The organism is Thalassomonas sp. M1454, from assembly GCF_007097525.1.
In the GTDB taxonomy this organism is placed as follows: Bacteria; Pseudomonadota; Gammaproteobacteria; order Enterobacterales; family Alteromonadaceae; genus Thalassotalea_A.
In genome coordinates, this window is the sequence record NZ_VKDD01000003.1 from 321,030 (window position 1) to 345,351 (window position 24,322).

General features: G+C 38.2%; 21 protein-coding genes. 13 read left to right on the top strand and 8 right to left on the bottom strand.

Annotated elements, in window-relative coordinates; translation table 11 throughout:
• Positions 1-54 precede the first annotated feature (54 nt).
• From FNN08_RS09755 to FNN08_RS09795, 9 genes are all read left to right on the top strand, one after another.
• On the top strand, positions 55-1,302 hold the full coding sequence (locus FNN08_RS09755; RefSeq protein WP_143585218.1) for a glycosyl transferase: 1,248 nt from the start codon (positions 55-57) through the stop codon (positions 1,300-1,302).
• 31 nt (positions 1,303-1,333) lie between these two features.
• Positions 1,334-3,100: a sugar phosphorylase gene (locus FNN08_RS09760; protein WP_260679312.1), complete on the top strand. Its 1,767-nt coding sequence runs from the start codon at positions 1,334-1,336 to the stop codon at positions 3,098-3,100.
• A gap of 141 nt (positions 3,101-3,241) precedes the next feature.
• The gene (locus FNN08_RS09765; protein ID WP_260679313.1) at positions 3,242-3,484 is read left to right on the top strand and encodes a DUF2164 domain-containing protein; all 243 of its coding nucleotides are present in this window, start codon (positions 3,242-3,244) and stop codon (positions 3,482-3,484) included.
• The gene (locus FNN08_RS09770) at positions 3,484-3,942 is read left to right on the top strand and encodes a YaiI/YqxD family protein (RefSeq protein WP_143585219.1); all 459 of its coding nucleotides are present in this window, start codon (positions 3,484-3,486) and stop codon (positions 3,940-3,942) included. The genes FNN08_RS09765 and FNN08_RS09770 overlap by 1 nt, the downstream gene beginning before the upstream one ends.
• A gap of 86 nt (positions 3,943-4,028) precedes the next feature.
• Positions 4,029-4,658, top strand: coding sequence for a dUTP diphosphatase (locus FNN08_RS09775; RefSeq protein WP_143585221.1), 630 nt, complete (start codon positions 4,029-4,031; stop codon positions 4,656-4,658).
• Between the two features lie 59 nt (positions 4,659-4,717).
• The gene (mtnN, locus tag FNN08_RS09780) at positions 4,718-5,428 is read left to right on the top strand and encodes a 5'-methylthioadenosine/S-adenosylhomocysteine nucleosidase (protein ID WP_143585223.1); all 711 of its coding nucleotides are present in this window, start codon (positions 4,718-4,720) and stop codon (positions 5,426-5,428) included.
• Between the two features lie 132 nt (positions 5,429-5,560).
• Entirely contained in the window at positions 5,561-6,322 is a 762-nt protein-coding gene (mtnN, locus tag FNN08_RS09785; RefSeq protein WP_143585295.1) for a 5'-methylthioadenosine/S-adenosylhomocysteine nucleosidase, read from the top strand.
• A gap of 308 nt (positions 6,323-6,630) precedes the next feature.
• Entirely contained in the window at positions 6,631-7,050 is a 420-nt protein-coding gene (locus tag FNN08_RS09790) for a rhodanese-like domain-containing protein (protein WP_143585225.1), read from the top strand.
• Between the two features lie 26 nt (positions 7,051-7,076).
• Positions 7,077-7,703 (top strand): trimeric intracellular cation channel family protein, encoded by a 627-nt coding sequence (locus FNN08_RS09795; protein ID WP_143585297.1) that lies wholly within the window; start codon positions 7,077-7,079, stop codon positions 7,701-7,703.
• A gap of 38 nt (positions 7,704-7,741) precedes the next feature.
• On the opposite strand, the gene FNN08_RS09800 is transcribed toward FNN08_RS09795, so the two are convergent.
• From FNN08_RS09800 to tyrS, 3 genes are all read right to left on the bottom strand, one after another.
• Positions 7,742-8,071, bottom strand: coding sequence for a ribonuclease E inhibitor RraB (locus tag FNN08_RS09800; RefSeq protein WP_143585227.1), 330 nt, complete (start codon positions 8,069-8,071; stop codon positions 7,742-7,744).
• Positions 8,072-8,178: 107 nt separating this feature from the next.
• A complete protein-coding gene (locus tag FNN08_RS09805; RefSeq protein ID WP_143585229.1) occupies positions 8,179-8,751 on the bottom strand; it encodes a DUF4136 domain-containing protein in 573 nt (190 codons plus the stop codon).
• Positions 8,752-8,919: 168 nt separating this feature from the next.
• Positions 8,920-10,119 (bottom strand): tyrosine--tRNA ligase, encoded by a 1,200-nt coding sequence (tyrS, locus tag FNN08_RS09810; RefSeq protein ID WP_143585231.1) that lies wholly within the window; start codon positions 10,117-10,119, stop codon positions 8,920-8,922.
• Positions 10,120-10,505: 386 nt separating this feature from the next.
• Here tyrS and FNN08_RS09815 point away from each other — a divergent pair, with 386 nt between their 5' ends.
• From FNN08_RS09815 to FNN08_RS09830, 4 genes are all read left to right on the top strand, one after another.
• Complete coding sequence (locus tag FNN08_RS09815; protein ID WP_185962622.1) at positions 10,506-11,837, top strand: peptidoglycan DD-metalloendopeptidase family protein; 1,332 nt, start codon at positions 10,506-10,508, stop codon at positions 11,835-11,837.
• On the top strand, positions 11,809-12,957 hold the full coding sequence (locus FNN08_RS09820) for an anhydro-N-acetylmuramic acid kinase (protein ID WP_143585233.1): 1,149 nt from the start codon (positions 11,809-11,811) through the stop codon (positions 12,955-12,957). The genes FNN08_RS09815 and FNN08_RS09820 overlap by 29 nt, the downstream gene beginning before the upstream one ends.
• 160 nt (positions 12,958-13,117) lie before the next feature.
• On the top strand, positions 13,118-13,309 hold the full coding sequence (locus FNN08_RS09825) for a hypothetical protein (RefSeq protein ID WP_143585235.1): 192 nt from the start codon (positions 13,118-13,120) through the stop codon (positions 13,307-13,309).
• 151 nt (positions 13,310-13,460) lie between these two features.
• Positions 13,461-15,254 (top strand): ABCB family ABC transporter ATP-binding protein/permease, encoded by a 1,794-nt coding sequence (locus FNN08_RS09830; RefSeq protein WP_143585237.1) that lies wholly within the window; start codon positions 13,461-13,463, stop codon positions 15,252-15,254.
• A gap of 86 nt (positions 15,255-15,340) precedes the next feature.
• Here FNN08_RS09830 and ssb read toward each other — a convergent pair whose 3' ends face one another.
• The 5 genes from ssb to FNN08_RS09855 all read right to left on the bottom strand — a co-directional run bounded on the left by ssb (position 15,341) and on the right by FNN08_RS09855 (position 24,135).
• Entirely contained in the window at positions 15,341-15,976 is a 636-nt protein-coding gene (gene ssb, locus FNN08_RS09835) for a single-stranded DNA-binding protein (RefSeq protein ID WP_143585239.1), read from the bottom strand.
• Positions 15,977-16,233: 257 nt separating this feature from the next.
• Entirely contained in the window at positions 16,234-19,455 is a 3,222-nt protein-coding gene (locus tag FNN08_RS09840) for an amidohydrolase family protein (protein WP_409574603.1), read from the bottom strand.
• A 214-nt stretch (positions 19,456-19,669) separates the two neighbouring features.
• Complete coding sequence (locus FNN08_RS09845) at positions 19,670-20,305, bottom strand: flavin prenyltransferase UbiX (protein WP_143585241.1); 636 nt, start codon at positions 20,303-20,305, stop codon at positions 19,670-19,672.
• Between the two features lie 12 nt (positions 20,306-20,317).
• A complete protein-coding gene (gene mpl / locus FNN08_RS09850) occupies positions 20,318-21,679 on the bottom strand; it encodes a UDP-N-acetylmuramate:L-alanyl-gamma-D-glutamyl-meso-diaminopimelate ligase (RefSeq protein WP_143585243.1) in 1,362 nt (453 codons plus the stop codon).
• Positions 21,680-21,717: 38 nt separating this feature from the next.
• On the bottom strand, positions 21,718-24,135 hold the full coding sequence (locus FNN08_RS09855) for a zinc-dependent metalloprotease (protein WP_143585245.1): 2,418 nt from the start codon (positions 24,133-24,135) through the stop codon (positions 21,718-21,720).
• Positions 24,136-24,322: the final 187 nt, after the last annotated feature.

Sequence of the window (24,322 nt, forward strand, 5' to 3'; positions counted from 1 at the left end):
GCAAAGTAAGAAAACGAATTAACATTAAAAATGACTAAATATTAGGAGTACATTATGGGCGATTTTTATCAAAATGGCATCATCACCACCTTACACAATTTATCTAAACGTCCGGTTGAAGATATGGAAAAGGAGCTACTAGATTTTAGTAAAAAGCGCCCTATGGGCTTAGTTTTGCCTTCGCTTTATTCTGAATTAGATACCAAAGCCCTACCTAATATTGTCAAAGAATTGACCAAAGTCCCTTACCTTTCACAAATTGTTATTGGTTTAGACAGAGCTAATGAAGACGAATACCGTCATGCATTAGAGTTTTTCTCGCAGTTACCACAAAATCATCAAGTACTTTGGAATGATGGGCCAAGATTAAAGGCATTAGATAAAGAACTACGCGAGCTTGGTTTAGCGCCAGAGCATATGGGTAAAGGTCGCAATGTTTGGTATTGTTTTGGCTATACCTTAGCTTGTAATAATGTTGAGTCAGTTGCCTTACACGATTGTGACATATTGACTTATGAGCGTGATTTATTAGCTCGTTTGATATACCCAGTAGCTAACCCAAAATTCAACTACGAATTTTGTAAAGGCTTCTATTCAAGAATAGCCAATGGCACACTCAATGGTCGCGTTAGCCGTTTACTGGTAACGCCACTTATTAGAGCACTAAAAAAACAAGCCAAAGATACCGAGTATTTAGATTATCTTGACAGCTTTCGCTACGCTTTAGCTGGAGAATTCTCATTCCGCATTGATGTTCTTAACGATTTGCGCATTCCAAGTGATTGGGGCTTAGAAATTGGTGTGTTATCAGAAATGAAACGCAACTATGCAACCAACCGTATTTGCCAAGTAGATATTGCCGATGTTTACGACCATAAACATCAAGTATTATCAGAAGATAATGAAGAAGGTGGCTTGTCAAAAATGTCCATCGATATTGCCAAAGCCTTATTTAGAAAACTTGCTATTCAAGGTACAGTATTTGATAGTGGTACTTTCAGAACAATTAAAGCTACTTACTACCGAATGGCACTAGACTTTATTGAAACTTATAAGAATGATGCAATTATCAATGGCTTAGACCTTGATGTTCACAAAGAAGAACAAGCGGTTGAGTTATTTGCCGAAAATATAATTAAAGCTGGTGAAAAGTTTTTAGACGACCCAATGGAAACACCATTTATTCCAAGTTGGAACCGAGTGACTAACGCAATGCCAGATGTTTTCGAGCGTTTAAAGAAAGCTGTAGAAGAAGATAACCTAGAGTTTTCACAACCGAAAAAAAGTTTAAAAACAGCTTAACAGTAACGTTATTTGAGTAAAGGTTAAAAAGATGAATGATAGCGATCCTATGTTAAATGAAAACCACGTATTGCATGACTTACTATGCAAAACTGTTGCTCATTTAGATACACTCTATATTGATAATGACAACTTAACGTTGGCAAAACATTTACTAGCCGTTATGGATATTAGCGATGGTGGCATCGCTCCTACTCCTCATAGCAACAATTGGGATGAGTCAGATGTATATTTGATTTCTTATGCAGATTCAGTGATCGCCCAAGATCAAACCCCATTAAATACTCTGCATCACTTTTTAACTAATTACTTAAAAGATAATGTTAGCTCAGTACATTTACTGCCATTTTACCCTTATAGCTCTGACGATGGCTTTTCTGTTATCGATTACTATCAAGTAAATCAATCTGTTGGTGACTGGCCAGATATTCAAAGTATTGCCTGCGACTACAAGGTGATGGCTGATGTAGTAATTAATCATTGCTCAGCACGTAGTGGTTGGTTTGAAAATTTTAAACAGCAAAAACATCCGGGCAAGGATTTCTTCTTTTTAGCATCGCCAGATGATGACACCTCCCAAGTAGTTCGTCCTCGTACCCATGATTTATTAAAAGAAGTAGAAACGGTCGATGGTACTAAACACGTTTGGTGTACCTTTAGCCACGATCAGGTAGATTTTGACTTCACCAACCCTGAAGTCTTAATTGAATTTGTTAGCATATTAAAGTTTTACTTAGATAAAGGCATAACCATTTTTAGGTTCGATGCTGTCGCTTTTTTATGGAAGATAGTTGGCTCTACAAGTATTAATTTACCACAAACTCATGAAGTGGTGCGCTTATTACGCTTGTTAGTTGAGCACAACAACCCAAAGGCAGTAATCATTACTGAAACCAATGTGCCAAATCGTCAAAACTTGATGTATTTCGGCAATGCCAACGAAGCTCATGCCATCTATAATTTTTCATTACCACCGTTACTAATAAATACTTTAGTGACCGGTGATTGTACTCATTTAAAAACCTGGTTAATGTCTTTGCCTCCAGCGCAAAATGGCACAACCTATTTTAACTTTATCGCATCACATGACGGCATTGGATTGCGTCCAGTTGAAGGGATATTAAGCGAACAGGAAACTGACGAATTAATTAACTCAATGATTAATTTTGGTGGCCGTATTTCTTGGCGAGCATTAAAAGGTGGCAAAAACCAAGCTTATGAAATTAACATCAGCTTAATTGATGCTTTATCGGGTACGGTAAAAGGGCAAGATTCGCTACAAATACAACGTTTTATTTGTGCACATGCAATTATGCTTGCTATTGAAGGTATTCCAGCAATTTATATTCACAGCTTCCTTGGAACACAAAACGATCATGACAAAGTAAAACGTACCAACCAAAATCGCAGTATCAATCGTCATAAGTGGGACTACCCTGCCTTGCAAAAACAGCTAGATAACCCATTTAGTCATCATGCCAAAGTGTTCCATGAACTGAGTAAACTAATACAAATTAGAAAATATCAACCGGCATTTCACCCCAACGCAACGCAATTTACTTTACATTTAGGGGTTAAGTTATTTGCCTTTTGGCGTCAAAGCCCAGATCGAACGCAAAGTATATTCTCCATCAACAATATAACCGATACAGAGCAAACCTTGCCTTTATCGGATCTAAATTTGATAGAGTTAGACAGTTGGACAGACTTGATCAGTGGCCACACCTTTGATGATGTAAATGAGATCATTAAATTGCAGCCATACCAATCATTATGGCTAACCAATAAAGTACAATAATACCAATCCCATTAAGTTTCTGCTCATGGCTAGCATTTATAAAAACAAAAATGCTAGTCAGAGGCAATGGTATAAAAGTTTATTAGGCAAGCCTATATTTCGGGTATACTGAGTAAAAATAAATTACTACTGAGAGCCCTTTTGATTAAATTTACTCGTAGCCAAAATGACGCTATGGTAGCGAAAATACAACGCTACTTTATTAACGAATTAGACCAAGATATCGGCCAGTTTGATGCCGAATTTTTAATAGATTTTTTTGCCAAAGAAATGGGTAACGCCTTTTACAATAAAGGCTTACTCGATGCGCAAGCAATAGTTAATGAAAAAGTTCTCACCATTAGCGACGCCATTTATGAAATTGAACAGCCGAGTGATATTTAATGTCTGATGTTAATATATGGGTCGATGCCGATGCCTGCCCGGTAGTAATTAAAGAAATTTTATTTAAAGCCGCCGATAGAACGCAAACTAATACCGTATTATTTGCTAACCATTACTTAAAAACACCACCGTCAAAATTCATTAGCTTTGTCCAGGTTTCAAGCGGCTTTGATGTTGCCGATGACGAAATTGTTAAACGAGTTAACTCTGGTGATTTAGTCGTAACACAAGACATTCCCCTTGCCGCAGAAGTTATTGAAAAAGGTGCTCTTGCATTAAACCCAAGAGGCGAGCTTTATACTCTAAGTAATATCCGCTCACGCTTAAATATGCGTGACTTTATGGATACTATGCGTGCTAGTGGTGTGCAAACTGGAGGGCCTCCAGCATTAAACCATGGTGATAGACAAAACTTTGCTAATAACCTTGATAAGTATTTGACCGCCGTTAAAAAGTAGCTATCAAAAGTAGTGCTAAAAGCTTTTTTCTGGCAAAATAGCGCCATCAAAAAATATCTAAAAAACAAAATAATTTAAGGTCGACTATGTCTGATTTATCCACCGCAATTAAACAAATCCAACAAATGCTTACTATGCAAGATGCGATGAATTCACGCGTAAGTGATACGTGGCGTGAAAATAACTTCCAATGGTATCGCGCCATTTGGGTTGAGTGTGCAGAAATGCTTGATCACCACGGTTGGAAATGGTGGAAACATCAAGAATGTGATGTACCACAAGTACAATTAGAGTTAGTCGATATTTTTCACTTTGGCTTAAGCTTACGTTTAATGAACGAGAGCAATACCGATGTAATTGCCGAGCAGCTTGCAAACGAATTACAACTTAGCGTTGAACATACAGATTTCAAACTTGCCTTAGAAGACCTAGCGTCAGCAGCCGTAACCAATAAAGCATTTGATGGCAAAAGCTTTACCGCGTGTATGCAGTTGATGAATATGGACTTAGACGAGCTGTTTCGCCAATACGTTGGCAAAAATACCCTTAACTTCTTCCGCCAAGACTTTGGTTACAAAGAAGGTACTTATATCAAAGTATGGAATGGCAAAGAAGATAACGAAGTTCTTGCTGATTTAGTGACCTCATTAGATACATCAGCAAACGACTTCCAAACACAAGTTTACAACGGCTTAAAAGCGGCTTACCCAGCCTAGCTTATATATCAAGGTGTCAGACACCTTGATTTAGTTTTAACTAATAGAAAAGGTTTATTATGAAAGCAGGCATTATTGGCGCAATGGAGCCAGAAGTTGCTATTTTAAAAAGCAAACTTGAAAACTTAACTGAGCAAACAATCGCCGGTTACACATTTTACTCAGGTCAAATTGATGGCAGCGAAGTAGTATTAGTTCAATCTGGCATTGGTAAAGTTGCTTCTGCGCTTGCTACCGTTTTAATGATTGATAAATTCCAGCCGGATTATGTAGTTAATACTGGATCTGCTGGTGGCTTTGAGCAATCACTAAAAGTTGGTGACATTGTCATTAGCTCTGAAGTTCGTCATCACGATGCCGACGTAACTGCGTTTGGCTACGAAATTGGCCAATTACCAGGTATGCCAGCAGCATTTATACCACACCCTACTCTAGTAACTGCAGCGCAAGCAGGTATTGATAAGCTTGACGGTATTAAAACATTAACGGGTCTTATCACCACTGGTGATACCTTCATGACTAAAGACGATGACATTGCTAAAGCTCGCGCTAACTTCCCAACAATGGCGGCTGTTGAGATGGAAGGTGCAGCAATTGCACAAACTTGTCATCAAATGAATGTACCGTTTGTGGTTATTCGCTCGATGAGTGATATTGCCGGTAAAGAATCACCAACATCGTTTGAAGAATACTTAGAGACAGCTTCGGTTAATTCTTCTGAGTTGGTAATGAATATGCTAAATGAGTTAAAAGGTACAAACCTAAATTAACTCGGCTAAGGCTTTCTGCAATTAAATGGATTTATACCAAGTTAATTAACTTGGTATTATTCAGCTTTCCAAATACTCAATGAGAAAATTATGTTTCGTCATTTAATCGGTTTCATTCTTTTAATAAGTTTAATGGTTACGCCAAAGTTAGCATTTGCCAAAGATACACCTATCAACTCAGGGCTTAAAGCAGGGATCATTGGTGCGATGGAACCTGAAGTCGCCATTTTAAAAAGTAAAATCAAAGGTTTGTCAGAGACTAAAATTGCTGGTTATGTTTTTTACTCTGGAAAAATTGATGGCAGTGAAGTGGTATTAGTTCAGTCGGGGATTGGTAAAGTTGCAGCGACAATTGCAACGGTTTTAATGATAGATAAGTTTCAACCTGACTATATAGTTAATACCGGCTCTGCTGGTGGTTTTGAGCAATCACTTAAAGTTGGTGATATTGTCATTAGCTCTGAAGTTCGTCATCACGATGCCGACGTAACTGCGTTTGGTTACGAGATTGGCCAATTACCTGGTATGCCCGCTGCGTTTATACCGCACCCAACTCTAGTAACTGCGGCGCAAGCTGGTATTGATAAGCTTGATGGCATTAAAACGTTAACGGGTCTTATCACCACAGGTGATACTTTTATGACTAAAGACGATGACATAGCTAAAGCTCGCGCTAACTTCCCAACAATGGCTGCTGTTGAGATGGAAGGTGCGGCAATTGCACAAACTTGTCATCAAATGAATGTACCGTTTGTGGTTATTCGCTCGATGAGTGATATTGCCGGTAAAGAATCACCAACATCGTTTGAAGAATATTTAGAGACAGCTTCAGTTAATTCATCTAAGTTAGTGATGAATATGCTAAATGAGTTAAAAGGTACAAACTTAAATTAAAAAACATTTAAATATCTGAAATAAAGTCCTGATGTTTATTTCAGGATTTTATTGGCTTTTATAATAATGATTAAATGCTACTATTGGTTTATATAATACTAATTTTAATGATAAATTATACCAATTCCATTAATTAAGTGATCTACTTTTTCATGAGGAAAAAGGGATAAATACAAGGCATAAAATTTAGTAAGTAGTTATTCTACTTATAAATTTTATAACGCAGTAGTTATTCATTTTAACCATTAAAAATGAGCTGTTAATTAATGGACTTGGTATTAGTCAAATTGCTGTAATGGAGAGTTGCTGTGTTTCGAATATTTATTATTTTTAGTCTAATCGCGTTTACTAGTGCATGCGGTAACTTTGGCAAGTTTGAGAAGCCACCAGAGGTTATGGCAAAATTATCTGGCGAGGTTAGTCAGCAACAACTGTTAGACATGCAAAGTACTAATGAAAACTTTTTATTGTTAGATGTGCGAACCCCCGAAGAATTTGCTGCTGCTCATATCCCTGGCGCCGTAAACATTAGTCATGACGAATTAGTCAGCAACCTTAATAATGTATTTACCTATAAAGATAAAAACATTGTTGTTTATTGCCGCTCTGGCAAACGAGCTGGCATTGCTATCGATATTTTAAAAGAGAATGGCTTTCGCCAAGCGCATCATTTAAGCGGAGATATGAATGGCTGGCAAGCTGCTGGCTTAAAAGTAGTAACCGAGTAATATCAGTGGATCCGATCGAAAACCAAATCAGTACATTCCTCTATTACGCCGATATTTTTGGTGTCATCGTATTTGCCTTATCGGGAGCACTCGTTGCCGGTCGTTATCGACTAGATCCTTTCGGAGTTATGGTTCTTGCTGCAGTAACAGCCGTTGGTGGTGGTACGATCCGCGATATCATACTTGGCGTACCAGTTTTTTGGACCGTGCAAGTTGAATACATAATAATTATATTTTTCACCTCGATATTCACCATTTTTCTAATTCGTGAACCAAGATTAGTACCCAGACGATTTATGTTAATAGCCGATGCATTCGGCTTAGCATTGTTCGCAGTGTTAGGAACACATAAAGCATTAATAAACGATCAAACAATACTAACCGCAATCATTATGGGTACCATTACTGGCGTAGCAGGCGGTATGATCAGGGATATTATCTGTAACCAAATCCCTCTTATTTTGCGCAAAGAAATTTATGCCACCGCGGCATTATTAGGCGGTTCATTATATGTCGCATTAAGCTATATTGGTTGGTCTGAATATCTGGCAGGATTAGTAGCAATGCTAGGTGCATTGATTTTACGCTTAGTGGGTATTTATTGGAATGTTTCACTACCAGCCTTTAAGTTCGATGATGAACTCAATGGCTGATAGTTAGTTAAGGTTGATTAAGTTAATCAACCTTAATATTAATCGTCAACGGCAATGCCCCAACCATCGTTATAACCATCAAACTTACGTGCAAGCTTTTCAAACATAGCTTCTTTACTTACTATATTTTCATAACTTGGCAGTATTTCAATACAGCAATCAACATCCCAAACCCCAGAAGTTTTATCGGGATGGACTTCAACATCGATCGCTATTTTTTCAGTTTCAAGATGCTCAGCCATTGCGCGAGCATTTTTTTCATCTTCAAATAATTGAAAAAACTTAACCGTAGTTACCTTAGTTAAATCTACGCCAGCTTGGTGCATTTCATTTAACACTGAGCCATTTTCATCATTTGGAAAGTTCATATTATTGCCTATAAAGCACTGTAAAAATAATTATCGGCATTATAACCAATTTCCACACAATACCGATATAAATTACCGGTATTAGTTTAAATTAGTCATTTAGCTTATTAATTGCTATTAGCTGCGGGGTTATTGGCGACAGGAAAGTTAGCTAAAACATTTCTAACCGCTTCTTTAATCACTGCGTTGTTTTCATCACTAGTGTCTTTTTCATCGAGTTTCATATCAACAAAGCTTCTATATATAGAACGTTTTTTTTCATTGCCAAGCACATCGACGATCAGCATAGAGGTTTTAATGTCTTTATTTAACTGTTTTTGCTGATTATCAGAACAACCTAAACAGGCACCAACGCCTTTATTATATGCTTTTAATTCTTTTAAACTGCGCTCAACAAAAAAATAGCTAACCACAACATCGGCCTCTTCAAAGTCTTTATAGACTAAGGCAAAACGTTCCATTTCTTCTTCAATCGTTAATTCGATACGATTACGCTCGAAGTCACTTAACTGCTGAATAGAGCTAAATTTAGACTCACGAGGAAAAAGGCTATAACTCTTAATTTGGCTAAAATCATATTCTTCATTAAAGCGATACTCAGGAGACACGCTGCAACCAGAAAGCGTTAAAATGAAACACAAAAAAGAAGCTGCAATAGTTTTGTATTTAATACTTATCATAATGATTCTATATTCTTATTTTAATGATAGTGTTGTTTAAACCGTTTACTTAATGCTAGTCAATAAGCAGAAAATTAATAGGATTGCTATTATCTCTTACTTTACGTTAACCCCATAAAAAAGCCAGTCAAATGACTGGCTATTTATAAGTTTATAACGAGGTGTTAATTAGCTTAATGTTACCTTGGCAAATTTACGCTTACCTACTTGGTATATTGCTGTTGTACCAGCATCGCAAGCAAGTTTATTGTCAGTGATCTTTTCACCATCAATTTTTACGGCGCCTTGTTTAATCATTCGCATTGCTTCAGAAGTACTGGCAACTAAGCCAGCTTCTTTTAATAAATTAGCAATCGCTATGGTGCCATTTTCAGTGCTTACTGACTTTTCTTCAATTTCATCTGGCATCGCACCTTTTTGGAAGCGATTAATAAACTCATTGTGAGCAGCTTGCGCAGCATCTTCATTATGAAAACGAGCTATTAATTCTTTCGCTAAAGCAATTTTAACGTCACGTGGGTTATCACCATTTGCGATACCATCTTTATAAGCTTGAATTTCGCTAAGCGGCTTAAAGCTTAATAAGTCGTAGTAACGCCACATTAGGTCGTCAGAAATAGACATCACTTTACCAAACATCTCTGTTGCTGTGTCGGTAATACCTATGTAGTTATTTAATGATTTAGACATTTTTTGTACGCCGTCTAAACCTTCAAGTAATGGCATCATTAACACAGTTTGTGGACGTTGCCCTTCACTCTTTTGTAACTCACGTCCCATTAATAAGTTGAACTTTTGATCGGTACCACCTAATTCAACATCAGACTCTAACGCAACACTATCCCAGCCTTGTACAAGCGGGTACATAAATTCGTGAATAGCAATGGCTTGCCCTTCTTTATAGCGTTTTTTAAAGTCATCACGTTCCATCATACGAGCAACGGTTTGACGAGAGGCAAGCTTTAACATACCTGCAGCGCCTAATTTAGACATCCAAGTAGAGTTAAATTCAACACGGGTTTTAGCAGGATCTAAAATTTTAAATACTTGCTCTTTGTATGTTTCAGCATTGGCTAATACATCCGCTTCAGTTAAAGGCTTACGGGTAACGTTTTTACCTGTTGGATCACCAATCATGCCAGTGAAATCACCAATTAGAAAAATAACTTCATGGCCTAACTGTTGGAATTGACGCATTTTATTAATTAAAACAGTGTGGCCTAAGTGTAAATCAGGTGCCGTTGGATCGAAGCCAGCTTTGATTCTTAAAGGCTCGCCTTTCTTCAATTTTTCAAGAAGTTCATCTTCTACTAAGATTTCTTCAGCGCCACGTTTGATCTCTGCAAACGCCTGCATTACATCCGTCATTAACTTGCCCTATATTGCTGTTGTTAACTGGCCAAGAATCAATTAAATCATTCTAACTGATGCCAGTTTTAATTTTATTTCAAAGTTACCGAATTCTACTTTAAAGTCGCTATAGATTAAAGCAAGAAATCAACTGAGATTGTATCAAAAATGTACAATTACTAGCGTTTGCCGATAAATAATAATAGCAAGTTGATTTTTAACATTTTTTTCACCTAGCAATTAAACAAATTATTTACTAATTTCGTCGATAACACCTTAATATTGCTCAATTATAGGGGGCTAAATTACATTTTGATCTATCAATGTCCTTGTTAGTAAAATGTATAATTTGTTATAGTTAAGGTTATACAGGCTTAATTTTTCTCTTAGGATTCGGTAACACATTGATTAAATTGAAAAACATATTTTTAGAACTTCCAAAAAAGCATCAGCTATTAATTAGCGGGTGTAGTATTTTTGTGCTTTTTTTATTGCTTTTACCGTCTGAACAAGCTTCAGCAAGCCGTCAAAGTGAGAAATCTGCTGTAGAAGTTGGTAAAAGATATCAATTAGAAATCCCTGAAGAAACCCAACAAGCTTTGCGTAAAGCAAGTAAGAAAAAACCGAGTAATATTTCATGGCAAACGGCCACAGTAAAAAGTGGAGATACTTTTGGTAATATCTTAGCTGACTTTGGCTTTTCAGCGAATACCACCTACCAATTAACCAGTAGCGAGCACGGTAAAAGATTAGTCAATTTAAACATTGGCGATAAACTTGAGCTTGCAAGTAACGATGAAGGTGAATTAACAGCCTTACATTACCCTATATCTATTACTGAAACCTTAAAGTTCAAGTTAACAGAAGACGGTTTTACCAGTGATATTGATGTCAAAAAAGTTGAAAAAAGACTGAACTACGCACAAGCAGAAATTAAAACAAACTTCTGGAGTGCATCTTTAGGTGCAGGTCTTAACAACAACCAAACCATGAACTTAGCTAATATTTTTGGTTGGGATGTCGATTTTGCTTTAGATATTCGTGAAGGTGATAGCTTTAATGTTATTTATGAAAACGAATATATCGATGGCGAATTTGTCGGTAACGGTAATATTTTAGCCGCTGAATTTATTAACCAGGGTGAAACTTTCCAAGCGATCCGCTTTAAAGATGGTGAGTTTTACGCGCCAAATGGCGATAGCATGCGCAAATCATTTTTACGTGCGCCAGTTAGTTTCCAATATATTAGTTCTAGCTTTAAGCCAAAACGTTACCATCCAATCCTTAAACGAGTTAAAGCTCATAACGGTGTAGATTATCGAGCGCCAACAGGCACACCAGTTAAGGCTGCAGGTAATGGTCGCGTAATAGCTTCAACTTATAACAAGTACAATGGTAACTATGTATTTATCCAACACGCGAATAACATAGTAACTAAATACCTACACTTTTCTAAACGTGCAGTTAAAAAAGGTGCGCGAGTAAAACAAGGTCAAGTTATTGGTTACGTTGGCTCAACCGGTTTATCGCAAGCACCACATTTACATTATGAATTCTTATTAAACGGTGTGCACCGTAATCCACGTACGGTTAAATTACCGGACGCTGAGCCAATTAATAAGAAATATAAAGCCGAATTTGCGCAAGTGGCAAATGAGTTATTAACTAAATTAGAAGGCTCAAAACGCGCCTTATTAGCGGCAACCGATGACGCACCAAGAGCAATCGCCGATTAAACTTTATATAGGTTTAATGTCAGGAACCAGTGCTGACGGAATTGATTTAGCACTGGTAGATTTTACTAACACTCCCCATCAGCTTATTGCATCATATTATCAAGCATATGATGAACAAACGCGCGCGCAAATTACTAGCTTGTATACCCCAAATACTAATGAAATAGATCGCGCAGGCGCGTTAGATAAAGTTTTAGCTCAGCAATTTGCTGATGCAATTAAACAATTTTTGCTCAATGAAAAACTAAAGCCAGAAGATATTTGCGCTATAGGTAACCATGGACAAACCATTCGTCACAGGCCAATAACAAAGCAACCTTTTACCTTACAAATAGGCTGTAATCAAACTCTTGCATGTCTAACTGGCATTAAGGTAATTGGTAAGTTCCGTGACAAAGATATAGCCCTTGGCGGTCAAGGAGCCCCTTTGGTGCCAGCTTATCATCAAGAAATATTTAAAGATGAGAATAAAGATGTTTGCATAGTTAATATCGGCGGCATCAGTAATATAACCTACCTACCAGTTAACCAAGAAAATAAGATATTAGGGTTTGATACAGGACCAGGCAATGCATTACTCGACGACTGGTATCGTCTGCACTTTCCTGATTGCCCTAAAGGCATCGATTTAGATGGTAAATGGAGCGCAACCGGCGTGGTTAACCAAGCGCTTCTAGATGCCATGCTAACTGATCCCTTCTTTGCCCTACCAGCTCCGAAAAGCACGGGTCGTGAATATTTTCATATAAAATGGTTACGCTCACACTTGCATGCTTTTACTGCTGCTGACATTGAGCTGCATGCCGAAGATATTCAAGCGACTTTACTAGCTTTAACCTGCCACAGTATTGCTAAGACCATTAATCAACTAAGTAAGCATGGTGATATTATTTTATGCGGTGGCGGTGCTAATAACCCACTATTAACAAAACTCATTCGCCAGCTTTGTCCTAGCCATAATGTTTGTAGTGCACAAGATAAAGGCGTTGATAACGACAGCTTAGAAGCATTAGTTTTTGCTTGGCTCGCATACGCTTATGACTACAACATTAACGGTAACTTACCTGCTGTAACAGGTGCAAGTAAAGCAACCCGCCTTGGTCTTAAGTTTTATCCCTAACCTTACACCTTTCCTTCTTGTCTATTTTCCATACTGAACTTTATTGACTATAATTTGTCCAACTTTCACAACTTGCTAGATTTATACCAAGTTCATTAATTGGTGTTATGGCAGCTGTAGATGTATTTCCATTAGTAAAATTTATAAAAGGGGAATAATTATGGATCTTGATAAAGTACGTATTGGTATGTCATGCGCCAGCCACAAAGGCTGTGGCACAGTCACTTGGGTAGATGGTGCAACTCAAACTGTCTATTTAACTGATTTAGTTGATAACCATAGCTTTGATGTTGGTATTGAAGATATAGTAGATGATCCACAAATTCATAATCGTGAAGACAATTATTATTAAGCGCGAGTAAAATCATACCAACCGAAAAATCACTTAAACCTGTGTTTTGTTAATTCAACTGCACAGGTTTTTATTAAGATCGATTTAAATCATACCCCCGCATCATACTTTTAGTTATTATCATTATAAATAACTAAACTAAGTCCCCTTTATGCGTTCTCGAATACCTACAGGCAATGAGCCAGATCATTTTAACTGGCAAATAATCAAACAAGTTATTCCTTATTTATTTGAATTTAAGCATCGAGTCTTTTTAGCCTTGGCCTTTATGGTTTTCGCTAAACTAGCCAGTGTCGGTTTACCTTTTATTTTAAAATACATCGTTGATGACTTAACCGCCATTGATGCCGATTCAATCAACTTAGTTGCTGCCCCTATCGCTTTAGTTATTGCTTACGGGTTTGTGCGTTTTTCCAATGTCCTTTTTGGTGAAATTCGAGATACTTTATTTGGTCGAGTCACTGAGCGCGCCATCCGCCGTATCGGCTTAAAAGTGTTTAAACACTTACACTTACTTGATTTAGAGTTTCATCTTAATCGCCGCACCGGTGGTTTATCTAGAGACATAGATAGAGGCACATCTGGCATTAATTTTTTAATGCGCTTTATGGTGTTTAATATTATCCCTACCCTACTTGAAATTGGCTTAGTGGTTTTTATTTTATTTTTTAATTATGGCTTTAGCTTCGCAGCGATAACCCTAATATCAATTGTGGCTTATGTTGGTTACTCCATTAAAGCAACAGAGTGGCGTACAACCTATGTGCGTCAAGCAAATAAAGCTGACTCGGCCAGTAATTCACAAGCGATAGATAGCCTAATTAATTACGAAACAACAAAATATTTTACCGCTGAAGATTACGAGGCTAATCGTTACGACGCTGAATTAAAAGACTGGGAAATGGCCAAACGTAAGAATCGTTTATCATTGTTTGTATTAAATGGTGGTCAGGCTTTCATTATTGCCGCGTCGATGACTGCAATGATGGCCCTTGCCGCGCAACAGGTTACTGAAGGTGTTATGACCATAGGTGATTTTGTATTGATTAACGCATTTATGATGCAAATATTTTTACCACTAAATTTTCTTGGTTTTGTCTACCGTGAGATGAAGGGCTCATTGGCCAATATCGAATTAATGTTTAACTTATTAACGATAAAGTCAAAAACGGTTGAAAGCCCTCAAGCAACCACATTAAAAATAAAGCATGGGCAAGTGGAGTTTAATAATGTCTGTTTCAACTATCACCAAGATAGAAGTATTTTAAAAGATATAAACTTTAGTATTTTGCCTGGAGAAAAAGTAGCTGTCGTTGGTGCAAGTGGTAGTGGTAAGTCAACTTTAGTTAAGCTGCTATTTAGGTTTTATGACCTTAATAAAGGCAACATTTGTATCGACGGCCAAGATATTAGCCAATTAACGTTTAAGTCTTTACGCTCAGCTATCGGTATAGTGCCGCAAGATACCGTACTCTTTAATGACAATATTTTAGAAAATGTTCGTTACGGTAGGCTCGATGCAACAGATGAAGAAGTACTCGCGGCAATCAAGCTTGCTCATTTAGATGCGTTTATTCAAGCATTGCCTGACGGAGTAAATACTATGGTTGGTGAGCGCGGATTAAAATTATCTGGCGGTGAAAAACAGCGTGTCGCCATTGCTCGTACCATACTTAAAAAGCCATCAATTCTAGTATTTGATGAAGCAACATCGTCACTCGACAGTGAATCTGAACAAGCGATAATGAATGCCTTAAAAGAGATCTCCGATGGCGTTACCAGTTTGGTTATAGCCCATCGCTTATCAACTATTATTGATGCTGATAAAATTGTTGTTATGGATAAAGGCAAAATAGTTGAAATAGGCAGCCATGACACCTTAATAAATACTAAAGGGACTTACGCTAAGCTTTGGCAAATACAACAGTCGAATAGTGAAAAATAATCAAAGTAGGCAAAATATAACTCTGCTTAAAACAAAAAACTCAGCAAAGGCTGAGTTTTTTTTATCCAATAATCTAGAGCGCTTGCCTAGAAAGGAATATCGTCATCAAAATCCATAACAGGCTCTTGTGGATTTACTTTAGGTGCCTGTTGAGGTTGTTGCTGCTGGTAACCACCTTGCTGAGGCGCTTGTTGTTGGTAACCACCTTGCTGAGGAGCTTGTTGCTGATAGCCACCTTGCTGCTGAGCTTGAGGAGCTTGTTGATAGCCGCCTTGTTGCATAGCAGGTTTTGCTGCAGCTTGTGGTTTAAATCCACCTTGCTGTGGTTGTTGATATGCTTGTTGACCGCCGCCCATAGGTGCACCAGTATTTTGTCCAGCGCCACGCGAGTCTAACATTTGCATTTCATTAGCACGAATTTCTGTAGTGTATTGATCAACACCTTGAGCATTTTGCCATTTACGCGTTTGTAGACGACCTTCTACATAAACTTTTGAACCTTTCTTCAAGTATTCAGCAGCAATTTCAGCTAAACGGTTGTTAAATACAACACGGTGCCATTCAGTGATCTCTTTTGGTTCACCTGTTTGCTTGTCTTTCCAACTTTCAGAAGTAGCGATAGTTACATTACAAACTGAACCACCACTTGGGAAGAATTTAACTTCTGGATCTTGTCCTAAGTTACCTACGATTATTACTTTATTTACACCACGACTGGCCATGAAAAATCCTGTTCTTTCTATTTTATTTTATGTTAATAACTCGACGATAAGGAGTGTGAACGAGCTACGTTATGTTATTCAGTTTTTGCGAGGATATTTTTATCCCTCGACTAAATAAGAGAGTCAGTGTAGCACCGAAAATTAATTTAAAAAAGCGTTTATAGCGATCAAAAGCTCGATATTTTTAAGCAAATAAAAAAGCCTTAATAAGATCAATTATTAAGGCTTGATTTAAATTTTATTTTTTAATAATTAAATTATTTTTCAAAATAAAATGGCTTACGTTTGTTATCGTAATTACCAATCTCATTCATGCTGTCGCCATCATAAATGCGGCCATTAATCATGATATGAGATACTTTATCACTCTCGCGGATATCATTAGCTACATCACCATCAATCACGATAATATCGGCTAACTTACCCGCTTTTAATGAGCCAATGTGAGCATCTAAACCTAAATGCTTAGCAGGGTCGATAGTCGCAGTGCGAAGTGCTTGTAAAGGCGTCATACCACCTTGCGCCATCATCCACATTTCCCAATGTGCCGCTAAGCCTTCACGCTGACCATGTGCACCAATACCAACTAGTACGCCCATGTCTTGCATTTCTTTGGCAATGCTAGCAACGCTTTTGTGATTATAGTGATGCTCTGGTGCTGTAGTTCTACGCATAGAGCGTGGCGCTAAAACGTTACTTGGTACGTACTTGCTTAAACGCGGGTGTTTCCACACTTCGGTTTTATCATACCAGTAATGCTCTCCAGAGATACCACCATAAGCAACTACAAGAGTTGGAACATATGCCGTTTCTGATTGCTGCCAAAATTGACGAATATCATCATAAATTGTCGCCGTTGAAATCGAATGCTCTAACGATGTGTGACCATCGGCAACCATAGATAGGTTATGTTGTAGTAATGAACCACCTTCAGGTACAACCATCACACCTAACTCACGGCCAGCTTGGATTATTTGCTGACGTTGGTTACGGCGAGGTTGGTTATATGATTTAACACTAAATGCACCTACTTTTTGTAAGCGTTCTAGTTGAAATCTAGCATCGTCTAAACTATCAACGTGCGAAGTATAACCTGCTGCTGATGCACCGTATAAAATACTACCGGTAGAGAAGATACGAGGTGCAACAATGTCACCTGCTTTTTGTAACTCACTAGCGGCAAATATTTCAGTGGTATCGTTTGAAGGGTCATGAATTGTCGTTACACCTAAAGAAAGCGTGGCGTAGTTTTTCCAGTTTTGCTGAGGAATGATCTCATTTGATCCTTGCGGCCCATGAGCGTGAGCATCAACTAAACCAGGCATTACCGTTTTGCCTGTAACATCAATAATTTCAGCACCCGATGGGATCTTAACATCACTACGACTACCAACAGCTTTAATGTGTTTACCATCAACAAGCACAACACCGTCATTGATAATTTCTTCGCCTTCCATGGTTAGCACTTTACCGCCAACTAATGCCACTAAACCTTGCGGAGCATCGGCTTTTTTACTAAAACCAAGGGAAGTTACTTTTGGTGTTAACTCTTCATCAGCTTTGTAGCCAATATCAAACATACCATTTAAGCTAGCTTGGTATAAATCAGGCCCTAAGCTCCAGTAAATTTCATCACTAGTAGAGTTAAAGCTGATACTTTCACCGGCACGAGTTGATAATTTACGTACTGGGATATTTTTTGCGCTAGGACCAATGTGGATCACATCACCGCGTTCAACTAGTGGCGTAACAAACACTTTAAAGCGTTCAGCAAAAGCTAGGTATTTGCCATTTGGGGCTACTTTAAATTCAGTTGCGTATTTACCTGTGTATAACGTTTTTTCGTTTTGTCCGTCTAAATCAACACGGGCAAACTCTGGCATCTCACCGTAACGTTGTACATAAATGCGGTCATTGCGATCAGCAAACTGTGGCGCGCTACCATTTTCAGTAACAAGTGTGGCTTTACCACCTTTAACTGATACTTGATAAATACCTGAGTTTAACCCCCATTTAGGATCGGTGATATAACCACCCGATACCTTTCTAAATACTACAGTTTTACCGTTTGGCGAAAACGTTGCTTCAATGTACTTACCAGGCTCTGATAGTAAGTTTTTACCACGACCGGTTCTTGCAGATACAACGCGGATGTTACCTTGTTTTTTATCATCCCAAGTTGAATAAACAATGCTGTTACCATCTCGAGAAAAACTTGGGTTTAATTCAAAATGATCAGTTTGCTTAGTTAAACGTTTAGGCTTACCGTCAGGTAATGTGCGCGTATAAATATGACCTAAAGCTTCAAAAACAACTTTTTTGCCATTTGGTGAAATTTCAACATCACGCAGCATTTTCACGTCAAAATTATCAACATCAATATTTTGTGCAAAACGTAGTGTTTTTTGAATTTTCTTTTCAGCAGTAACGTTAAATTCGATAACTTCTGTTTCATTATCTTCAAGGTTTAACTTGTTAATTTTACCGCCAGCCCAAAAGATAATTTCTTCATTATCTGGTGTCCAAGCCATTGTTGGATAAACACCATGAATAGCCCAAGTCTCTTGCATATCACGATCAAGTTTGTCGTATACAGGTGTTTTACTACCGGTTTCTAAATCGTAAATAAATAATGTCGATTGAAAATCAACACGAGAGATATAAGCTAACTTCTTGCCGTCAGGTGATGGTGTTGGACGAATTGCACCGCCGCGACCAGATAGAATAACTTCAATCTCACCAGTTTCACGATCTAAACGCTTAATTTTGTAAATACCTTTTTCACTATCTTTTGAGTAGTGGAAAGTTTTACCTGGGGTAGCATCTTGTGAGAAGTAAACATAACGACCGTCAGCAGAAAAAGCTGGTTCACCTAAATCTTTTTGTTGATTAGGACGCTTAGTCAGCATCATGCCATCGCCGCCAGTTTTATGGTACATCCATACTTCGCCAGCACCTAGTGAGCGACTACCAGTAAAGTGTTTACGAGCAACGATGTAGTCACCATCAGGACTCCAAGCAGGAGAGTTGATTAAGCGAAACGTTTCTTTCGTAACCGCGGTTTGGTTTGAACCATCTGCGTCCATTACCCAAATATTGTCGCCGCCGCCTTGGTCCGATGTAAACGCAATATGTTTACCATCAGGAGAGAATGTTGGTTGCATTTGCCAAGCGATATCGGAAGTTAACACTTTGGCTTCACCGCCGCTTACCGGCATAGTGTAAATATCACCTAATAAATCAAATACGATAGTTTTACCGTCAGGTGAAATATCAACGTTCATCCAAGTACCTTGGTTAACGTTAATTTTAGCTGTAGTAAATTCACCTTGAGGCTCATCTACCGACCATTCTTTTTTCTCTTCTTTTACTGCATCAGTAACCGTTGCATTTTCAGCATAAACTGATGTTGACGCTAACATTACACCTAACGTTGCAGCAACAATTGAAGGTTTAGTTTTCATTTTCAAAAATGACATGTATCTGCCCTATTTCGTTCTTATTTAACTAGCCCACATTGACTAGTTTTTTTAATTGCACAAAATAGAACACATTGAGGACAAGGTGTAAAGAAAGGTTACAAATTGATAACCAACTTTAAGGTGAATAACGTAGTTTTAACGATAGATAGCAGCTAAATACAACTGAAAAATAAATGGACATATTTTTTCAGTTATATTTATTTAAGAGTAATTATTTAGAATATCCCCATCTTGGCATCATTGTTTGTTCAATACCTAAATGGTCAAGCATTCTGCCCACCATAAAATCGATTAAGTCATTGATACTTGTTGGGTTGTGATAAAAACCTGGGGCTGCTGGCATTATAGTTACCCCCATTTGAGACAAGCTGTGCATATTGGCTAAGTGGATAGTTGAAAATGGCGTTTCTCTTGGCACCATAATAAGTTGGCCGCGCTCTTTAATGACTACATCAGCAGCACGTTCAATTAAATTATCACTCATGCCTTGGCTAATAGCCGCCAGCGTTCCAGTTGAACATGGGCATACCACCATTTGTTTTGGCGCAGCTGAACCTGAAGCTACCGGCGAGAACCATTGCTCTTTGCCAAACACGGTTATTTGCTCAGGCTTCGCTTGGTATTTATCAATAAGTACTTGGCTCGCTTTTTCAGGATTAGACGGAAGCTTTAAACCTACTTCAGTATCAAGTACCACACGGGCTGCACTTGAGATAAGTACATAGACTTGATAATTAGCAGCAACTAAGCACTCTAATAAACGCAGCGCATATAAAGAGCCAGAAGCACCGGTAATTGCTAGCGTTATTTTGCTTTCAAAATCTGAAGTTGTAGTTAGGTTTGTCATCTTTACTCGTTCTTATTTATTTTTTAATGCGGCGATAAGTTTTTTATGAAAACTACCAAAGCCACCATTACTCATTACCACGATATGATCATTTTCTTGCGCGTTGCTACTAACCATTTGCACTAAATTATCGATATCGTCTGCACAAAACGTAGGTGCTTTGGTGTCATTAATCAAATCACTAACCGACCATTTTACATTTTCATCTTGATATAAATAAACTACATCGGCATCATCAAGTGACTTTGCTAGTGTGTCTTTATGTACACCTGACTTCATGGTATTCGATCTTGGCTCTAGCACTGCAAGTATGCGCTCACTACCAACCCTAGCTCTAAATCCTTGTAAGTTTTTACTTATAGCTGTTGGGTGATGAGCAAAGTCATCATAAACTTTAACGCCATTAACATCTCCTACTAGCTCTTGGCGACGTTTGGTATTAATAAACTCGCCTAATGCATCACAGGCAATATGACTCGGCACGCCAGCGTGGCGAGCAGCGGCTATAGCCATTAAGGCGTTGTCTATATTAAAATCGCCTAACAGGTTCCACTTAACCGTGCCCTGTACTTGTTGATTGAACAATACTTTGAATTCGCTACCATCTGGATTTAATTTTTCAGCAGTCCAACCACTATTATCGCCAGCGTATTCGATGGGCGTCCAACTACCCATAGCAATGGTTTGTGCAAGATAATCATCATGCTTAGGCGCAAGTAATAAACCATTATTAGGTACCATACGCACAACATGATGAAACTGCTTTTGAATATCTTTAATCGAGTCAAAAATATCGGCATGGTCAAACTCTAAATTATTCATGATTAATGTACGCGGACGGTAATGCACAAACTTAGAGCGTTTATCAAAAAATGCGGTGTCGTATTCATCGGCTTCAATAACAAAAAATGGTGAGTTACCAAGCCTTGCAGAAGTATCAAAATTTTGCGGTACACCACCAATTAAATAACCAGGAGTTAATAAGCCGTATTCTAAGATCCAAGCAAGCATCGAGCTCGTTGTGGTTTTGCCATGGGTGCCAGCAACAGCGAGTACCCATCTGTCTTTTAACACGTTTTCTAACAACCATTGCGGCCCTGAAATATATGGGATATTACGAGCCATAACATACTCAACCATAGGGTTGCCACGAGACATAGCATTGCCAACAATAACCATGTCAGGTTCGTCGGCTAAATGCTTAGTGTCATAACCTTGCATCAGCTCAATGCCAAGCTCTTCAAGCTGAGTGCTCATTGGCGGATAAACATTGGCATCACAACCGGAAACTCGAAAGCCAAGTTGTTTCGCTATGGCAGCAATGCCTCCCATGAAGGTACCGCAAATACCTAGTATATGAACATGTTTTGTCATTTATCCGTATCTTTCCTAGTTAGTAGTTAGAGCATAATCTACAAATTAGAGCCAATTGGCGAACCCGGCGGTAAGCTTACCGGTGCAGGAGTTTGAATCACTTTACCCTGCTCTAAACTAAATTGAATTTGTTTGCTTAATAATTGGTATTGAGCGTATAAAGGGTTCGATTTTTGGTGATAGTTAGACATCGACTTTAACCATTTATCTAAGCTAAGTAATTGCCCATAAACCGTAGTTTTAACTTCCGCCACCACGCTATTACTGTGATAAAGCGCTAATACACTATCGAGCACTTGTTGATTAACTCGTTGCTGTACTAATAGCTTTAACTCGGTTTGTGCTGGCTGTTTTATTGTTGTAGCAAATAACTCGGTAATTAACTGGGCAACTGATAACTGTTGTTTATCCATAGCATGTTGCTGGGCTAAACGCGCAAGGCGCTGCTCATTAAGTAATAATGACAAGCTATGCTTAGCACTGGCCTGCGCCGCGGTTATAGGATCAAACGTTAAACCGGTATTTGAGCTGAAACTTTCTCGGTCACGATAAAAGCCATAAGCCTTAGGCGGAATTATTGAAATAATATCATCTGATAGCGTTAAAATATCGCTCGATAATGTATTTAAAAGTGCGTCTAACGCGGCTTTTTGCTGCTTGGCAATCACCGTTTTTTGCGGCTGTGCATCTTCACCTTTTATTGCATAAGAGTAGTCGACACCGGCAATTAGCTTAGCCACAGCTTCAACTTGGTAACGATGAAAGTTATAAATAGGTACTAAACTTTTTTCCAGTTCAGAATATGGCGTGCCATCTGCAATTGAATTGCGACCAAAATTATTAAGCGCTTTAGCTCGAACGGCCAAAACATTATCTAACTCAATAATGGCATCACTACCATTGTCCCATAAGTGTCCATGACCATCCGCGCCTGATTTAGGACGAGCATCAGGATCTGACATATACAGCAATCCTTTAGCTTTAGTATCTTTTATTAATGCGGCTAATTGCTCAGATTCATTATTACCATACTCACCATACGCATAAGCAATAACGTGTTTATCCCAGTCGCCAATATCTTTGCTATAGGCGTCAGATAAGTCGATTTCGCCATTAGTAATTTTTACTAGAGGGTGTGGATAATCCATAACCGAGGCGCGATTATTAACACTAGCAGAGAAATTATGGGCTATGCCAAGGGTATGCCCCACTTCATGTGCAGACAGTTGACGAATACGGGCAAGTGCCATTTCTTTTTGTGCGCTAGTATCGGTGTTTGCATTAGTAAATGGTGAGGTTAGACCTAACGCAATAAGGTAGTCCTGACGCACTCGCAGAGAGCCTAGCGTTACATGGCCTTTTAATATTTCACCAGTTCTAGGGTCAATCACAGAAGAGCCATACGACCAACCGCGAGTTGCTCTGTGTACCCATTGAATTACGTTATAACGCACATCCATAGGGTCGGCATCTGCTGGCAGCATTTTTACTTGAAACGCATCTTTATAACCAATAGCAGCAAATGCTTGATCCCACCAAGCTGCGCCATCAAGTAAAGCAGAGCGAACAGGCTCCGGCACACCAGGATCTAAATAATAAATAATTGGCTCCACTGCTTCACTAATTGCGGCACTAGGATCTTTTTTGTTTAAACGATGCCTTGGGATCACACGTTGTATAAGTGACTCATCAATGGCACTCGCGTAGTCAGCATATTCTACCGACCACATACCTGAGTAAGGATGGAATTTTCGCGTTTTATAGTTGTTATCAGGTAGGCGGATTAACGAGTGGTGCATATTAACGGTAACTGCGCTAGCATCAGGCGTAACAGAGCGAAGGTATTGACCAGCTCCTGTACCTTTAAAGGTAATAATGGCCTCTAGTTCGGTATTATCGACAAATGCTTTACTGCGCTTTGCGTATAAGCCACTGCGGGTTGCATCAATAGCAAAGTTACCTTGTTTACTATCTTTTAACCGTAACGCTAAATTATGAATATCAGATAATAAAAACGGCGTGTAATCTATGTATACTTTGCCATTAATTACCTGTTCAACTTTAAAGCCCCAAATAATTGAACTTGCAAATGCTTCATCAATGGCTTGGCGCTCTAACTCATTTTGACTGTCGGCGCGATAATAGCTATTTTTTTGACGTAAAAAAACTTTATTACCAACTCGTTCAAATTGCACTAAGCGAGTATCGCCTAGCTGGCCTCTATCAATACCAATATCATTTGAGCCAATACCGTGTGGCAAACTACTTTGAAATAAAAATTCTTGATTAAAATTAGTTAGCTCAAGAAATACTTTGCCAGTTTCTTCGTCAATGTAGAAAGGAATATAACCTTGATGTAGGGTTTTATTGTCAAAAAATTTATCCCCAGCAAAGCTATTAAAAGAAAACAAAAGGCTTGTTAAGAGTAGAAAAATTGATATTTTAGCGGTGTTCATTTGATTCAATCCAAATTTGAATATTTATAATTATTATCTGCCACTAAATATACAATATTTATAGGTGAATTAGTTTAACTTATATGAAATATTTTTATTCACTATCAAATTAACTATTTTCCTTAGTGTTCTTTAGATTTTTTTAGTACAATGTTTGCTCTAATTCCTTATAAAATTACAAAACCTT

Excerpts from the sequence above, each read along its gene's own strand:
- FNN08_RS09760 (WP_260679312.1), top strand. The coding sequence starts at position 1,334 with ATGAATGATAGCGATCCTATGTTAAATGAAAACCACGTATTGCATGAC.
- FNN08_RS09775 (WP_143585221.1), top strand. The coding sequence starts at position 4,029 with ATGTCTGATTTATCCACCGCAATTAAACAAATCCAACAAATGCTTACT.
- tyrS (WP_143585231.1), bottom strand. The coding sequence starts at position 10,119 with ATGACGGATGTAATGCAGGCGTTTGCAGAGATCAAACGTGGCGCTGAA.
- FNN08_RS09840 (WP_409574603.1), bottom strand. The coding sequence starts at position 19,455 with ATGTCATTTTTGAAAATGAAAACTAAACCTTCAATTGTTGCTGCAACG.
- FNN08_RS09830 (WP_143585237.1), top strand. The coding sequence starts at position 13,461 with ATGCGTTCTCGAATACCTACAGGCAATGAGCCAGATCATTTTAACTGG.
- FNN08_RS09825 (WP_143585235.1), top strand. The coding sequence starts at position 13,118 with ATGGATCTTGATAAAGTACGTATTGGTATGTCATGCGCCAGCCACAAA.
- mpl (WP_143585243.1), bottom strand. The coding sequence starts at position 21,679 with ATGACAAAACATGTTCATATACTAGGTATTTGCGGTACCTTCATGGGA.
- FNN08_RS09755 (WP_143585218.1), top strand. The coding sequence starts at position 55 with ATGGGCGATTTTTATCAAAATGGCATCATCACCACCTTACACAATTTA.
- mtnN (WP_143585295.1), top strand. The coding sequence starts at position 5,561 with ATGGTTACGCCAAAGTTAGCATTTGCCAAAGATACACCTATCAACTCA.
- FNN08_RS09805 (WP_143585229.1), bottom strand. The coding sequence starts at position 8,751 with ATGATAAGTATTAAATACAAAACTATTGCAGCTTCTTTTTTGTGTTTC.
- ssb (WP_143585239.1), bottom strand. The coding sequence starts at position 15,976 with ATGGCCAGTCGTGGTGTAAATAAAGTAATAATCGTAGGTAACTTAGGA.
- FNN08_RS09845 (WP_143585241.1), bottom strand. The coding sequence starts at position 20,305 with ATGACAAACCTAACTACAACTTCAGATTTTGAAAGCAAAATAACGCTA.
- FNN08_RS09820 (WP_143585233.1), top strand. The coding sequence starts at position 11,809 with ATGACGCACCAAGAGCAATCGCCGATTAAACTTTATATAGGTTTAATG.
- FNN08_RS09770 (WP_143585219.1), top strand. The coding sequence starts at position 3,484 with ATGTCTGATGTTAATATATGGGTCGATGCCGATGCCTGCCCGGTAGTA.
- FNN08_RS09855 (WP_143585245.1), bottom strand. The coding sequence starts at position 24,135 with ATGAACACCGCTAAAATATCAATTTTTCTACTCTTAACAAGCCTTTTG.
- FNN08_RS09800 (WP_143585227.1), bottom strand. The coding sequence starts at position 8,071 with ATGAACTTTCCAAATGATGAAAATGGCTCAGTGTTAAATGAAATGCAC.
- mtnN (WP_143585223.1), top strand. The coding sequence starts at position 4,718 with ATGAAAGCAGGCATTATTGGCGCAATGGAGCCAGAAGTTGCTATTTTA.